The 12,572-nt window shown below is 39.7% G+C and carries 25 protein-coding genes; all 25 read right to left on the minus strand.

Annotated features, from left to right (window positions below; genetic code table 11):
- Positions 1-106 precede the first annotated feature (106 nt).
- The 25 genes from rplQ to rplB all read right to left on the minus strand — a co-directional run bounded on the left by rplQ (position 107) and on the right by rplB (position 12,543).
- Positions 107-514 carry a 50S ribosomal protein L17 gene (rplQ, locus tag LWE_RS13100; protein WP_011703279.1) on the minus strand — a complete coding sequence of 136 codons (408 nt, stop codon included), beginning with the start codon at positions 512-514 and terminating at the stop codon, positions 107-109.
- 16 nt (positions 515-530) lie between these two features.
- Positions 531-1,475, minus strand: coding sequence for a DNA-directed RNA polymerase subunit alpha (locus LWE_RS13105; protein WP_003723676.1), 945 nt, complete (start codon positions 1,473-1,475; stop codon positions 531-533).
- Between the two features lie 109 nt (positions 1,476-1,584).
- A complete protein-coding gene (gene rpsK / locus LWE_RS13110) occupies positions 1,585-1,974 on the minus strand; it encodes a 30S ribosomal protein S11 (protein WP_003720926.1) in 390 nt (129 codons plus the stop codon).
- A gap of 22 nt (positions 1,975-1,996) precedes the next feature.
- On the minus strand, positions 1,997-2,362 hold the full coding sequence (gene rpsM / locus LWE_RS13115; RefSeq protein WP_011703280.1) for a 30S ribosomal protein S13: 366 nt from the start codon (positions 2,360-2,362) through the stop codon (positions 1,997-1,999).
- 18 nt (positions 2,363-2,380) lie between these two features.
- Positions 2,381-2,494 (minus strand): 50S ribosomal protein L36, encoded by a 114-nt coding sequence (gene rpmJ / locus LWE_RS13120; protein ID WP_003720928.1) that lies wholly within the window; start codon positions 2,492-2,494, stop codon positions 2,381-2,383.
- Between the two features lie 103 nt (positions 2,495-2,597).
- Positions 2,598-2,816: a translation initiation factor IF-1 gene (gene infA / locus LWE_RS13125; RefSeq protein ID WP_003720929.1), complete on the minus strand. Its 219-nt coding sequence runs from the start codon at positions 2,814-2,816 to the stop codon at positions 2,598-2,600.
- 385 nt (positions 2,817-3,201) lie between these two features.
- Positions 3,202-3,849 (minus strand): adenylate kinase, encoded by a 648-nt coding sequence (locus LWE_RS13130; RefSeq protein ID WP_011703281.1) that lies wholly within the window; start codon positions 3,847-3,849, stop codon positions 3,202-3,204.
- Between the two features lie 59 nt (positions 3,850-3,908).
- Positions 3,909-5,204 (minus strand): preprotein translocase subunit SecY, encoded by a 1,296-nt coding sequence (secY, locus tag LWE_RS13135; protein ID WP_011703282.1) that lies wholly within the window; start codon positions 5,202-5,204, stop codon positions 3,909-3,911.
- On the minus strand, positions 5,204-5,644 hold the full coding sequence (rplO, locus tag LWE_RS13140; protein WP_011703283.1) for a 50S ribosomal protein L15: 441 nt from the start codon (positions 5,642-5,644) through the stop codon (positions 5,204-5,206). Before rplO ends, secY begins: the two co-directional genes overlap by 1 nt.
- Before the next feature lie 57 nt (positions 5,645-5,701).
- Entirely contained in the window at positions 5,702-5,881 is a 180-nt protein-coding gene (gene rpmD, locus LWE_RS13145; protein ID WP_011703284.1) for a 50S ribosomal protein L30, read from the minus strand.
- 16 nt (positions 5,882-5,897) lie between these two features.
- The gene (gene rpsE, locus LWE_RS13150) at positions 5,898-6,401 is read right to left on the minus strand and encodes a 30S ribosomal protein S5 (protein WP_003723681.1); all 504 of its coding nucleotides are present in this window, start codon (positions 6,399-6,401) and stop codon (positions 5,898-5,900) included.
- A gap of 21 nt (positions 6,402-6,422) precedes the next feature.
- Positions 6,423-6,782 (minus strand): 50S ribosomal protein L18, encoded by a 360-nt coding sequence (gene rplR, locus LWE_RS13155; protein ID WP_003739848.1) that lies wholly within the window; start codon positions 6,780-6,782, stop codon positions 6,423-6,425.
- A 39-nt stretch (positions 6,783-6,821) separates the two neighbouring features.
- Positions 6,822-7,358, minus strand: a complete 537-nt coding sequence (rplF, locus tag LWE_RS13160; RefSeq protein ID WP_003749693.1) for a 50S ribosomal protein L6 — start codon at positions 7,356-7,358, stop codon at positions 6,822-6,824.
- Between the two features lie 30 nt (positions 7,359-7,388).
- Positions 7,389-7,787, minus strand: coding sequence for a 30S ribosomal protein S8 (rpsH, locus tag LWE_RS13165; RefSeq protein ID WP_003720937.1), 399 nt, complete (start codon positions 7,785-7,787; stop codon positions 7,389-7,391).
- Between the two features lie 30 nt (positions 7,788-7,817).
- On the minus strand, positions 7,818-8,003 hold the full coding sequence (locus LWE_RS13170; RefSeq protein WP_003723684.1) for a type Z 30S ribosomal protein S14: 186 nt from the start codon (positions 8,001-8,003) through the stop codon (positions 7,818-7,820).
- A gap of 31 nt (positions 8,004-8,034) precedes the next feature.
- Entirely contained in the window at positions 8,035-8,574 is a 540-nt protein-coding gene (rplE, locus tag LWE_RS13175) for a 50S ribosomal protein L5 (protein WP_003720938.1), read from the minus strand.
- A 26-nt stretch (positions 8,575-8,600) separates the two neighbouring features.
- On the minus strand, positions 8,601-8,912 hold the full coding sequence (rplX, locus tag LWE_RS13180; protein ID WP_003720939.1) for a 50S ribosomal protein L24: 312 nt from the start codon (positions 8,910-8,912) through the stop codon (positions 8,601-8,603).
- 37 nt (positions 8,913-8,949) lie between these two features.
- Complete coding sequence (gene rplN, locus LWE_RS13185; protein WP_003723686.1) at positions 8,950-9,318, minus strand: 50S ribosomal protein L14; 369 nt, start codon at positions 9,316-9,318, stop codon at positions 8,950-8,952.
- A 79-nt stretch (positions 9,319-9,397) separates the two neighbouring features.
- The gene (gene rpsQ, locus LWE_RS13190; RefSeq protein ID WP_003720941.1) at positions 9,398-9,661 is read right to left on the minus strand and encodes a 30S ribosomal protein S17; all 264 of its coding nucleotides are present in this window, start codon (positions 9,659-9,661) and stop codon (positions 9,398-9,400) included.
- Positions 9,662-9,688: 27 nt separating this feature from the next.
- Entirely contained in the window at positions 9,689-9,880 is a 192-nt protein-coding gene (gene rpmC, locus LWE_RS13195; RefSeq protein ID WP_003720942.1) for a 50S ribosomal protein L29, read from the minus strand.
- Positions 9,870-10,304, minus strand: a complete 435-nt coding sequence (rplP, locus tag LWE_RS13200) for a 50S ribosomal protein L16 (protein WP_003720943.1) — start codon at positions 10,302-10,304, stop codon at positions 9,870-9,872. Before rplP ends, rpmC begins: the two co-directional genes overlap by 11 nt.
- Before the next feature lie 2 nt (positions 10,305-10,306).
- Positions 10,307-10,963: a 30S ribosomal protein S3 gene (rpsC, locus tag LWE_RS13205; RefSeq protein WP_003720944.1), complete on the minus strand. Its 657-nt coding sequence runs from the start codon at positions 10,961-10,963 to the stop codon at positions 10,307-10,309.
- Between the two features lie 3 nt (positions 10,964-10,966).
- Entirely contained in the window at positions 10,967-11,323 is a 357-nt protein-coding gene (gene rplV, locus LWE_RS13210) for a 50S ribosomal protein L22 (RefSeq protein ID WP_003727697.1), read from the minus strand.
- Positions 11,324-11,343: 20 nt separating this feature from the next.
- Positions 11,344-11,622: a 30S ribosomal protein S19 gene (rpsS, locus tag LWE_RS13215; protein WP_003720946.1), complete on the minus strand. Its 279-nt coding sequence runs from the start codon at positions 11,620-11,622 to the stop codon at positions 11,344-11,346.
- A gap of 87 nt (positions 11,623-11,709) precedes the next feature.
- On the minus strand, positions 11,710-12,543 hold the full coding sequence (gene rplB, locus LWE_RS13220) for a 50S ribosomal protein L2 (protein WP_011703285.1): 834 nt from the start codon (positions 12,541-12,543) through the stop codon (positions 11,710-11,712).
- Positions 12,544-12,572: the final 29 nt, after the last annotated feature.

Here is a 12,572-nt window from a genome sequence, read left to right on the forward strand (position 1 = left end):
GCCTGCCTCCTAGTCTACGGTTAAATAGACTAGGAAACACAGAGCTAGACAAGGAAACACGAAGTCTCCATATCATGACACTCCACTTGCTTTAAACGTTTTATTATTAAACTAATTCAATAATAACCATTGGTGCGCCGTCACCGCGACGTGGACCTTTTTTCAAGATACGAGTGTAACCACCTTGACGTTCCGCGTAACGTGGAGCAACATCATCAAATAGTTTTTGTAGAGCATATACAGGACGGTTTTTCTTCACAGTAGAACCATCTTTACCTTTAGCATCTACTTGTACTACTTCTACAACTTCATGACGAACAAAAGCAGCTGCTTGACGACGAGCGTGCAAGTCTCCTTTTTTCCCAGAAGTGATTAGTTTTTCAACAACTTTACGAATCTCTTTAGCGCGAGCTTCTGTTGTTTCAATACGTTCAAATACGATTAAATCCGTTGCAAGATCACGTAGTAATGCTTTACGTTGTGAGCTTGTACGACCTAATTTTCTGTAACCCATGGAATTGCCTCCTTTATCAGTTTTCGTTTCTTAGAGATAAGCCAAGGTCAGCCAGTTTTACTTTAACTTCCTCAAGCGATTTACGGCCCAAGTTACGGACTTTCATCATATCGTCTTCGGATTTATCAGCAAGTTCCTGTACTGTATTGATTCCAGCGCGTTTTAAACAATTATATGAACGAACAGACAAGTCTAATTCTTCAATAGTCATTTCAAGCACTTTCTCTTTATGGCTTTCTTCTTTTTCAATCATAATTTCAGCTTTTTGTGCTTCATCTGTTAAGTTAACGAAGATACTTAAATGCTCAGAAAGAATTTTAGCTCCAAGTGAAACTGCTTCTTCTGGGCTGATACTTCCGTCAGTTAACACATCAAACGTAAGCTTATCATAATTAGTTGATTGTCCAACACGTGTATTTTCCACTTGATAGTTCACACGGATAACCGGTGAAAAAATTGAATCGACTGGAAGTACACCAATTGGCATATTTTCGCGTTTATTTTGATCAGCAGGTGTGTAACCACGACCACGAGTCGCATTTAAACGCACATGAAATTTAGCATTATCACTTAATGTAGCAATGTGTAAGTCGGGATTTAAAATCTCAACGTCGCTGTCATAATTAATATCAGCAGCAGTCACTACACCAGGACCTTGCATATCGATTTCTAATGTTTTTTCTTCATCAGAATAGATTTTTAGTGCAAGTTTTTTAATATTTAAAATCATGGTTGTTACATCTTCTACTACACCTTCAATTACAGAAAACTCATGTAAAGCTCCATCAATTTGGATAGAGGTTACTGCTGCACCTGGAAGAGAAGATAATAGAATACGACGTAAGGAGTTACCCAAAGTTGTACCATATCCACGCTCAAGTGGCTCTACAACAAACTTTCCATACTTGGCATCATCGCTGATCTCAATCGTCTCGATTTTTGGCTTTTCAATTTCGATCATTCAAATTTACCCTCCTTCAAAACGTCTAGAATATCAGTCTTTATGTCAAACTCTCTGCCTTGATAGTTAAGACAGTAAAAATCTACTATTGGCAAAAGAAAACGACCACTTATACGCGACGACGTTTTGGAGGACGACATCCGTTATGTGGAACTGGAGTTACATCTTTAATAGCTGTTACTTCAAGACCAGCTGCTTGTAGTGCACGGATAGCCGCTTCACGACCTGAACCAGGACCTTTAACAGTTACTTCCAATGTTTTTAAACCATGTTCTTGTGCTGATTTTGCTGCACTTTCAGCTGCCATTTGTGCCGCGAAAGGAGTAGATTTACGAGAACCTTTAAATCCTAGAGAACCTGCACTTGACCAAGCTAAAGCATTACCATGTGTGTCAGTAATCATTACGATCGTATTATTAAATGTAGAACGAATGTGTGCAATACCAGATTCGATATTCTTTTTCACACGGCGTTTACGAGTATTTGTTTTACGAGCCATTCACTAACTACCTCCTTTACTATTATTTCTTTTTGCCTGCTACTGTTTTGGACGGGCCTTTACGAGTACGGGCATTATTTTTTGTATTTTGTCCGCGAACTGGAAGTCCACGACGGTGACGCATGCCACGGTAAGAACCGATTTCGATTAGACGTTTAATGTTTAAGTTTACTTCACGACGAAGGTCACCTTCAACTTTAATACGGTCTAAGATTTCACGGATTTTACCTAGCTCTTCTTCAGTTAAATCACGAGTACGAGTATCTTCAGAAACACCAGCTTCAGCAAGAACTTCGCTAGCTGTTTGTTTGCCGATACCATAAATGTAAGTCAGGGAAATAACAATACGTTTTTCACGTGGAACGTCCACACCTGCAATACGTGCCATTTACTTAAGCACCTCCTCTTATCCTTGTTTTTGTTTATGTTTTGGATTTTCACAAATTACCATTACTTTACCTTTACGACGAATAACTTTACATTTTTCGCACATAGGTTTCACTGATGGTCTTACTTTCATATAGATATACCTCCTTGTTTATTAGAGAAAATGTCTCTATAAACCGATAATTTCTAAGCTGGACAAGCCAGACCGGTATATAAATTCAATTTCGGAGTGCAAATTATTTAAAACGATAAGTAATTCTTCCGCGTGTCAGGTCGTATGGAGAAAGCTCTACTGTCACTTTATCTCCAGGTAAAATACGAATGTAATGCATGCGGATTTTACCAGAAACAGTTGCCAGTACTTTATGACCATTTTCGAGTTCAACATTGAACATCGCGTTTGGTAGAGTTTCTTGCACAACGCCTTCTACTTCAATAACATCTTCCTTTGCCATATGTTTGCTACCTCCTTCTTGTATTCTTGGATTTGTTCCTGATGCAGGCCTAATCCTTTCAGTGTAACTATTTCTCTTACATGAAAAAACGTAAAACATGCAAAAATGGATGCACTTCATAAAAGGCAACACAATTCGCCAGCTTTTCAGACAACCTGTAAAAGTGAAATCCGTAAAAACCAGAAGAACTGTCACTCGCAAAAGCATTGCGGCTGAACAGATCAGGGTAGAACATATACGTCATTCGGATGATCTTCAAACGGTTCTCTCGTTCATCATGATTTGCTTAGATGTCTTTAATTCCACTGCCAATTATCCATTATACTACAAATTAAACTAATTTGCACGCATTGATTTTGACCGTGTTTTCAGTACAGTTTACCCCTCAAAAAGAAGCAAGAATTTTTTCCACATCTACAAAAACATCATTAATATCTTGCTCACCGTTTATGCTATGAAGTTTACCTTTTTCAGAGTAAAAATCAAGAAGCGGCTTAGTCTGTTTCATGTTTACATTTAGTCGATTTTCAACAGTTTCTTTTTTGTCATCCTCGCGTTGGTAAAGTTCTCCACCATCTAAATCACATTTCCCAGCAACTTTCGGTGGGTTATAGATTTCATGGTAAGTTTTACCACAAGTCCGACAAATCCAGCGACCTGTTAAACGTTTCATTAAAACGTCTTTATCAACCTCGATGTTAATGACAGCATCAAGTTCCGTTCCTAAATCGCTTAGAATATTTTCAAGTTCAGCTGCTTGTTCCACAGTACGCGGAAAACCATCTAGCAAGAAACCATTCTTAGCATCATCTTCAGCCAAACGTTCACGAACGATACCATTTGTTACTTCATCAGGAACAAGATCACCATTATCCATAAAGGATTTAGCTTTCTTACCTAACTCTGTATTATTTTTCATAGCTGCTCGGAACATATCTCCAGTGGAAATATGAGGAATGTTGTATTTCTCAACAATCTGTTCCGCTTGTGTGCCTTTTCCGGCGCCGGGCAGTCCCATTAATACTAATTTCAACTGTTTCGCCCCTTATTACGCGCTAGCTCCTGCTAGGAATCCCTAACAAGAACTGCGTGTTATTTGATAAATCCCCGATAGTTCCTTTTTACAAGTTGTCCTTCGAGTTGTTTCGTAGTATCTAATGCTACCCCGATAACAATTAGTAGGCTTGTACCACCAACGGCAAGTGACTGCGGTAAACTAAACACAGTAGTACCGATAGTTGGAAGTATAGCAACCGCTGAAAGGAAAATCGCACCAACAAATGTTAATCGATAAAGTACCGATGTAAGATAAGCTTGTGTTTCCCGACCAGGACGTTTACTAGGAATATACCCACCTTGCTTTTTCAAGTTGTCTGCAACTTTCTCAGGGTTCACTTGAATGAAAGCATAGAAATAAGTGAAAGCAACAATTAGTGCAACATATAAAATCATACCAATTGGTTTTGTGTAATCAAACACGTCTTTCAATACTTTTACAACATTGTTACTTTGATCAAAGAAAGTAAGAATGGTTTGCGGTGTAATAATAAATGCACTTGCAAAGATAACTGGGATAACTCCGGCAGAGTTAAGTTTTAACGGCAAATGCGTTGCTTGCGCGCCCGATTGTTTTGCTCCTGCTACACGTTTAGAGTATTGAATTGGAATTTTACGAAGTGCTTGTTGGAAAAAGATAACAGCTACAACAATAGCCAGAATCGCAATCCCCACGCCCACTAAAGTCAAAATGCGTAAGAACAGTTGATCACCAGCGTTTTCAATTTGCGATACATATAATTGACGCACTCCATCAGGAATACGAGCAACAATACCAGCAAAGATAATGATAGAAACACCATTACCAACGCCTTTAACAGTGATTTGCTCACCTAACCACATTAAGAACATTGTACCAGTAGTTAATACGATAGCAATAATCACATATCTACCGATGGATGGCTCAATAACCAAACCAGCAGATGACATGCGGTTAAACCCATATGCCATACCGAATGCTTCGATTAAGCCAAGCCCAATAGTCATATATCTAGTAAGTTGATTGAGTTTTTTACGACCCATTTCCCCTTGCTTAGACCATTCAGTTAATTTAGGAACAACGTCCATTTGAAGTAACTGAACAATAATGGAAGATGTAATGTAAGGCATTACACCCATGGCAAAAATTGAGAAGTTTTTTAAAGCTCCACCATTAAATGTATTTAAGAACCCCAAAATACCGCCATCCATACTAGATTGTAAAGCTGCTGCGTTAACTCCCGGTACTGGCACAAATGTACCAATACGGAAAATAACTAGCATTGCTAATGTAAATAGTATTTTTTTACGGATGTCTGCTACTTTGAAGAAGTTAACTAACGTTTGAAACATTAGATCACCTCAGTTTTTCCGCCAGCCGCTTCAATTGCTTCTTTAGCTGCTGCAGAGAATTTGTTCGCTTTCACAGTAAGTTTTTTCTCGATATTTCCATCAGATAAAATCTTAATTCCGGATTTTTCATTACGAATAATTCCAGATTCGATTAAAAGTTCTGGTGTTACTTCTGTACCATCTTCAAAGCGGTTTAAAACATCTAAGTTCACGATAGCAAATTCTTTACGGTTGATATTTGTGAATCCACGTTTTGGAATACGACGGAAAAGTGGAAGTTGTCCACCTTCAAAGCCTAAACGTACGCCACCACCAGAACGAGCTTTTTGTCCTTTATGACCGCGTCCTGAAGTTTTGCCGTTACCAGAGCCTGTTCCACGACCAACACGATTACGTTCTTTACGAGAACCTTCTGAAGGCTTAAGTTCATGTAGTTTCATGTCAAGCACCTCCTCCTATTTAACAAATTCTATCAATTGCATAATATTATATTAAGCTTAAACTTCTTTGACGTCCACTAAATGACTTACTTTAGTGATCATCCCACGAATTGCAGGATTATCTTCTTTAACCACTACAGAATTTGTTTTACCAAGACCTAATGCTTGAACAGTTCTGCGTTGTGGTTGAGGGCGTCCGATTAAGCTACGTTTTAGAGTAATTTCTAACTTCGCCATAATGATAATTCCCTCCTTATCCTAACAATTCTTCTACTGTTTTGCCACGAAGTTTCGCAACATCTTCAGCGTTTTTAAGTTGTTTAATTCCGTCGATTGTAGCACGTACCATGTTAATTGGTGTATTAGATCCAAGCGATTTGGAAGATACATCAGCAACACCAGCAAGTTCTAGGACCGCACGAACGGGACCACCAGCAGTTACACCAGAACCGGCACTAGCAGGTTTAAGAAGAATTTCTCCGCCACCAAAATGTCCGACTACAGTGTGTGGAATAGTTGTGTCTACAGTTGGTACAAGCACCATGTTCTTTTTAGCATCCTCAACAGCTTTACGGATTGCATCTGGAACTTCTTGTGCTTTACCAGTACCGAAACCAACATGACCATTTTTGTCTCCAACAACAACAAGTGCTGTGAAACGGAAACGACGTCCACCTTTAACTACTTTAGCAACACGGTTGATTGTAACAACGCGTTCTTCTAAATCTAATTTGTTTCCATCAATTTGCTCAGGCATGTAATATGTCCCTCCTTCTTATTAAAATTCTAGTCCATTTTCGCGAGCTGCTTCAGCAAGAGCTTTTACGCGGCCATGATATAAGTATCCTCCACGGTCAAAAGTGACAGAAGTAATACCTTTTTCGGAAGCACGTTTAGCAACTAGTTCGCCAACTTTGCTTGCTGCATCAACTTTGGATTCAGCAGAACCGAAATCTTTATCTAAATTAGACGCACTTGCAAGTGTCACACCATTTACATCATCAATAATTTGAGCATAAATGTTTTTGTTTGAACGGAATACGTTTAAACGTGGACGACTTTCAGTTCCAGAAATCTTAGAACGAACACGAGCATGTCTTTTTTTACGTACTTTATTTTTGTCGATTTTGGTAATCACACGACTCACCTCTTCTCTCATTTGCCTAATTAAGCGGCATTATTTACCAGTTTTACCTTCTTTACGGCGTACATGTTCGCCTTCGTAACGAATACCTTTACCTTTATATGGCTCTGGTGGACGTACGGCACGAATGTTTGCAGCTAACTCGCCAACGTGTTCTTTGTTGTATCCTTTAACAATCACTTGAGTGTTTGCAGGAACTTCAATTTCTACGCCTTTAGGAGCAACAAACTCTACTGGATGAGAGTACCCTACGTTAAGAACAAGTTTATCTCCTTGTTTTTGCGCACGGTAACCAACACCGATAAGTTCAAGTTTCTTTTCATAACCCTCGGAAACTCCGACAACCATGTTATTAAGAATAGCACGAGTTGTACCATGAAGTGCACGGTGGTTTTTATTATCAGTCGGGCGAGAAACGTTAATTTCGTTGCCTTCAATATTAATAGTAATTTCTGGGTTGAACTCTTTTACAAGTTCACCTTTAGGACCTTTAACTGTTGCTGTTGATCCATTAAGTGTAACTGTTACACCTGCAGGAATCACAATAGTTTTTTTACCTATACGGGACATTTATTGCACCTCCTTATGGTTTACTTTTTCTTACCAAACGTATGCTAGTACTTCTCCGCCGACTTGTTTAGCACGGGCTTCTTTGTCGGTTAAAACACCTTGGGAAGTAGACACGATTGCGATACCTAGACCGTTAAGTACTTTAGGCACCTCAGTTGATTTTGCATATACACGTAAACCTGGTTTACTGATACGTTTCAAACCAGTGATTACACGTTCGCCAGTCGCACCATATTTTAAGAAAACACGGATTGTTCCAGCATTGTCATCTTCAATATACTCAACGTCACGGATAAAACCTTCACGCTTCAATATTTCAGCAATTTCTTTTTTGATTTTGGATGCAGGCAGTTCTAATTTATCATGTTTAACCATGTTCGCATTACGAATGCGAGTTAGAAAATCTGCAATTGGATCTGTCATCACCATGTATAATACCCTCCTTCCTTAAACTCTTTCTTACCAGCTTGCTTTTTTCACGCCGGGAATTTGACCTTTATAGGCAAGTTCACGGAAACAAATACGGCATAATTTAAATTTGCGAATAACGGAATGTGGACGACCACAACGTTCACAACGAGTATATGCTTGAACAGCGTATTTTGGTGTGCGTTTTTGCTTCGCGATCATTGATTTCTTAGCCACGTTTACGCCTCCCTACTAAAATTAATTTTGATTACTTTTGAAATGGCATCCCTAGTTGAGTAAGTAACTCATGAGATTCTTCATCACTTTTGGCAGTTGTAACGATTACTACGTCCATACCGCGTACTTTTGATACTTGATCGTAATCAATTTCAGGGAAAATAAGTTGCTCTCTAACACCCAACGTATAGTTACCACGACCATCGAAAGCTTTTTTCGATACGCCACGGAAATCACGTACACGTGGAAGTGAAACAGTAACTAATTTATCTAAGAAATCATACATGCGTTCACCACGCAAAGTTACTTTAGCACCGATTGGCATTCCTTCACGAAGACGGAAACCAGCGATAGAATTTTTTGCTTTTGTGATTACAGGTTTTTGACCAGTGATAAGAGCTAACTCCTCAACTGCACTGTCTAAAACTTTCGCATTTGCTGTAGCGTCACCAACACCAGTGTTGATTACGATTTTATCTATTTTTGGAACCTCCATTACGGAGTCATAATTGAATTTGCTCATTAAAGCAGGAACAATTTCCTTAAGATATTGATCTTTAAGGCGATTCATGTAATATTCCCTCCTTCCTACGACTATTATTTATCTATTACTTCACCGGATTTTTTTGCTACGCGTACTTTTTTATCACCTTTAACTTCGTAGCCTACACGAGTAGGTTCGCCAGTTTTAGGGTCAATTAGCATTACGTTTGAAACATGGATTGGTGCTTCAACATTCAAGATTCCGCCTTGCGGGTTGATGTTGGAAGGTTTTGTATGTTTTTTAACCATATTGATTCCTTCGATAAGTACGCGGTCCTTTTTCGGAAATGCTGCGAGCACTTTGCCGGATTTGCCTTTATCTTTACCAGTAATAACTTTTACTTTATCACCTTTTTTGACATGCATTGGTATAGCACCTCCTTGATTTCTTGGAACTTAATTTTTAAAGAACTTCTGGAGCTAAAGAAACGATCTTCATAAAGTTGTTTTCACGAAGTTCGCGAGCAACAGGTCCAAAAATACGTGTTCCACGAGGACTTTTATCGTCACGGATAATGACACATGCATTTTCATCAAACTTGATGTAAGAACCGTCTTGACGACGTGCTCCACTCTTAGTACGAACGATTACTGCTTTAACAACTTCACCTTTTTTGACAACGCCGCCTGGTGTTGCTTGTTTAACGGTACACACGACAACATCACCAATGTTAGCAGTTTTGCGTCCTGATCCACCTAGCACTTTAATAGTTAAAACTTCACGTGCGCCAGAGTTATCAGCCACTTTCATACGACTTTCTTGTTGAATCATTAGGACACCCTCCTTCCAGAATAACGGGTAGGAAAAATTGCACTTAGCAACTCTTCACAATCTATTTTTAACTTTTGATTTAGATAATTACTGCTTCTTCTACAACTTCTAATAAACGGAAATGTTTAGTTGCAGACAATGGACGAGTTTCGGAAATACGAACTACATCGCCAGTTTTTGCAATGTTATTTTCATCATGCGCTTTGAATTTTTTAGAATACTTCACGCGTTTACCGTACAAACCATGTTTCTTGTACGTTTCAACAACCACGGTAATTGTTTTATCCATTTTATCGGATACAACACGACCAGTATAAACTTTACGTTGGTTACGGTCAGCCATGTATTAAAACCTCCTTACGATTCTTTTTTAAGCAAGTTCTCTTTCTCGAACGATTGTTTTCATACGGGCAATTGCTTTACGAACCTCACGAATACGTGCGGTGTTTTCTAATTGACCAGTAGCTAATTGAAAGCGCAGGTTGAAGAGCTCTTCTTTCAAAGCTTTTTCTTGATCTTGGATTTCGGTAGTGGATAAATCACGGATATCATTAGCTTTCATTTGCTTCACCACCAATTTCTTCACGTTTAACGATCTTAGTTTTGACCGGCAGTTTATGTGCTGCTAGACGTAATGCTTCACGCGCTACATCTTCAGGAACACCTGCGATTTCAAACATAATTTTGCCGCGTTTGACTGGGCTTACCCAACCTTCCGGAGCACCTTTACCTTTACCCATCCGAACCCCGATTGGTTTAGAAGTGTAAGATTTATGAGGGAAAATTTTAATCCAAACTTTACCGCCACGTTTCATGTAACGAGTCATTGCGATACGAGCTGCTTCGATTTGACGGTTTGTAATCCAAGAAGCTTCAACTGCTTGAAGACCATATTCACCAAATGCAACTTCAGTTCCGCCTTTCGCGCGTCCACGCATGTTTCCGCGGAATTCACGACGGTATTTTACACGTTTAGGAACTAACATTATTATTTTCCTCCTTCCACATTGTTTTTCTTCGTAGGAAGGACTTCACCACGGTAGATCCAGACTTTAACGCCTAGTTTACCATAAGTTGTGTCAGCTTCTTCCCATGCGTAGTCGATATCGGCACGCAATGTATGAAGAGGTACTGTTCCTTCGCTATAGTGTTCAGCACGAGCGATATCCGCTCCGCCAAGACGACCAGATACTTGAGTTTTGATACCTTTTGCTCCAGCACGCATAGTACGTTGGATAGCTTGTTTTTGCGCACGACGGAAAGATACACGACCTTCCAATTGACGAGCGATATTTTCAGCAACCAATTTTGCGTCTAGGTCAGCACGTTTGATTTCTACGATGTTGATATGAACACGTTTTTGAGTAAGTTCGTTTAAGTTTTTGCGTAATGCTTCAACTTCAGAACCACCCTTACCGATAACCATACCAGGTTTAGCAGTATGAATAGTGATATTCACACGGTTAGCTGCACGTTCGATTTCTACACGAGAAACAGAAGCGTCAGATAGACGTTTTGCAACATAATCACGGATGCGTAAATCTTCATGTAAGAAGTCCGCATAATCTTTTTCCGCGTACCATTTGGAGTCCCAATCACGGATGACACCGATACGCATACCTATTGGATGTACTTTTTGACCCACGAATTATCCCTCCTTCACTTCAGATACCACAACTGTAATGTGGCTAGTACGTTTGTTGATTGCACTTGCACGACCTTGTGCACGTGGACGGAAACGTTTAAGTGTTGGACCTTCGTCAACAAATGCTTCCTCTACTACAAGGTTGTTAATGTCTAAATCATAGTTATGCTCTGCGTTAGCAATAGCGGATTTTAATACTTTTTCAATAATTGGGGAAGCTGATCTTGGAGTATACTTCAAGATTGCAATTGCTTCGCCAACTTGCTTGCCTCGAATTAAATCAATGACGATTCTAGCTTTGCGAGGAGCAATACGAACCGTTTTGGCAACGGCTTTTGCGCTTGTAACTTCACTTGCCATTAGGATATCCTCCTCTCAAATTAGCGTTTAGTTTTTTTATCGTCGCCCGCATGACCGCGGTACGTACGAGTTGGTGCGAATTCGCCCAGTTTGTGTCCTACCATATCTTCTTGAACATAAACAGGAACGTGTTTACGTCCATCATATACTGCGATTGTTTGTCCAACAAAAGTTGGGAAAATCGTGGAGCGACGAGACCAAGTTTTAATTACTTGTTTCTTTTCGCTTTCTGCTGCTGCTTCCACTTTCTTCATCAAGTGGTCATCAACAAAAGGTCCTTTTTTCAAACTACGACCCATGACGGAACCTCCCTTCGCATAGTCAGGAAGCTGAGAACACATGTCCTCGCTATCCTGCTACCAATTTTATTCAATCTATTAATCCGATTATTTTTTCTTACGACGACGTACGATAAATTTATCGGAGTTGTTGTTTTTCTTACGTGTTTTGTATCCAAGAGTTGGTTTACCCCATGGAGACATTGGCGATTTACGACCGATTGGAGCTTTACCTTCACCACCACCGTGTGGGTGATCGTTCGGGTTCATTACAGACCCACGAACAGTTGGGCGTTTACCCATCCAACGTGAACGACCTGCTTTACCAATGTTGATTAGTTCGTGTTGTTCGTTACCAACTTGACCAATTGTAGCGCGGCAAGTAGCAAGGATCATACGAACTTCACCAGAGTTTAAGCGGATTAATACGTATTTGCCTTCTTTACCAAGCACTTGAGCACTTGTTCCAGCTGAACGTACTAATTGTCCACCTTTACCAGGTTTCATTTCGATATTGTGGACAACAGTACCCACTGGAATATCTTTTAATTCTAGTGCATTACCGATTTTGATGTCGGCTTCTGCTCCTGAATAAATTGTTTGACCTACTTCAAGGCCTTTTGCTGCGATGATGTAGCGTTTTTCTCCATCAGCATAGTTGATTAGAGCGATATTAGCAGAACGGTTTGGATCGTACTCGATCGTTGCAACGCGTCCAGGAATACCATCTTTGTTACGTTTGAAATCAATCACGCGGTATTGGCGTTTATGGCCACCGCCGTGATGACGAACAGTTAACTTACCTTGGTTATTGCGTCCGGCTTTCTTTTTAAGAGGACGTAGTAAAGATTTTTCTGGAGTACTTGTAGTAATCTCAGCAAAATCAGAACTCGTCATATGCCGGCGCCCGTTAGTGGTAGGTTTATACTTTTTGATCGCCATTGTTTCCCCTCCTCGTTAGAATTATTTAA

Origin of the sequence: Listeria welshimeri serovar 6b str. SLCC5334 (assembly GCF_000060285.1) — a bacterium.
GTDB lineage: Bacteria > Bacillota > Bacilli > Lactobacillales > Listeriaceae > Listeria > Listeria welshimeri.

What these genes read in the sequence shown, in the direction of transcription:
- rplQ (WP_011703279.1), bottom strand. Translation starts at nt 514, where the DNA reads ATGGGTTACAGAAAATTAGGTCGTACAAGCTCACAACGTAAAGCATTA.
- LWE_RS13105 (WP_003723676.1), bottom strand. Translation starts at nt 1,475, where the DNA reads ATGATCGAAATTGAAAAGCCAAAAATCGAGACGATTGAGATCAGCGAT.
- rpsK (WP_003720926.1), bottom strand. Translation starts at nt 1,974, where the DNA reads ATGGCTCGTAAAACAAATACTCGTAAACGCCGTGTGAAAAAGAATATC.
- rpsM (WP_011703280.1), bottom strand. Translation starts at nt 2,362, where the DNA reads ATGGCACGTATTGCAGGTGTGGACGTTCCACGTGAAAAACGTATTGTT.
- rpmJ (WP_003720928.1), bottom strand. Translation starts at nt 2,494, where the DNA reads ATGAAAGTAAGACCATCAGTGAAACCTATGTGCGAAAAATGTAAAGTT.
- infA (WP_003720929.1), bottom strand. Translation starts at nt 2,816, where the DNA reads ATGGCAAAGGAAGATGTTATTGAAGTAGAAGGCGTTGTGCAAGAAACT.
- secY (WP_011703282.1), bottom strand. Translation starts at nt 5,204, where the DNA reads ATGTTTCAAACGTTAGTTAACTTCTTCAAAGTAGCAGACATCCGTAAA.
- rplO (WP_011703283.1), bottom strand. Translation starts at nt 5,644, where the DNA reads ATGAAACTACATGAACTTAAGCCTTCAGAAGGTTCTCGTAAAGAACGT.
- rpmD (WP_011703284.1), bottom strand. Translation starts at nt 5,881, where the DNA reads ATGGCGAAGTTAGAAATTACTCTAAAACGTAGCTTAATCGGACGCCCT.
- rpsE (WP_003723681.1), bottom strand. Translation starts at nt 6,401, where the DNA reads ATGCCTGAGCAAATTGATGGAAACAAATTAGATTTAGAAGAACGCGTT.
- rplF (WP_003749693.1), bottom strand. Translation starts at nt 7,358, where the DNA reads ATGTCCCGTATAGGTAAAAAAACTATTGTGATTCCTGCAGGTGTAACA.
- rpsH (WP_003720937.1), bottom strand. Translation starts at nt 7,787, where the DNA reads ATGGTGATGACAGATCCAATTGCAGATTTTCTAACTCGCATTCGTAAT.
- rplE (WP_003720938.1), bottom strand. Translation starts at nt 8,574, where the DNA reads ATGAATCGCCTTAAAGATCAATATCTTAAGGAAATTGTTCCTGCTTTA.
- rplX (WP_003720939.1), bottom strand. Translation starts at nt 8,912, where the DNA reads ATGCATGTCAAAAAAGGTGATAAAGTAAAAGTTATTACTGGTAAAGAT.
- rplN (WP_003723686.1), bottom strand. Translation starts at nt 9,318, where the DNA reads ATGATTCAACAAGAAAGTCGTATGAAAGTGGCTGATAACTCTGGCGCA.
- rpsQ (WP_003720941.1), bottom strand. Translation starts at nt 9,661, where the DNA reads ATGGCTGACCGTAACCAACGTAAAGTTTATACTGGTCGTGTTGTATCC.
- rpmC (WP_003720942.1), bottom strand. Translation starts at nt 9,880, where the DNA reads ATGAAAGCTAATGATATCCGTGATTTATCCACTACCGAAATCCAAGAT.
- rplP (WP_003720943.1), bottom strand. Translation starts at nt 10,304, where the DNA reads ATGTTAGTTCCTAAACGTGTAAAATACCGTCGTGAATTCCGCGGAAAC.
- rplV (WP_003727697.1), bottom strand. Translation starts at nt 11,323, where the DNA reads ATGGCAAGTGAAGTTACAAGCGCAAAAGCCGTTGCCAAAACGGTTCGT.
- rpsS (WP_003720946.1), bottom strand. Translation starts at nt 11,622, where the DNA reads ATGGGTCGTAGTTTGAAAAAAGGACCTTTTGTTGATGACCACTTGATG.
- rplB (WP_011703285.1), bottom strand. Translation starts at nt 12,543, where the DNA reads ATGGCGATCAAAAAGTATAAACCTACCACTAACGGGCGCCGGCATATG.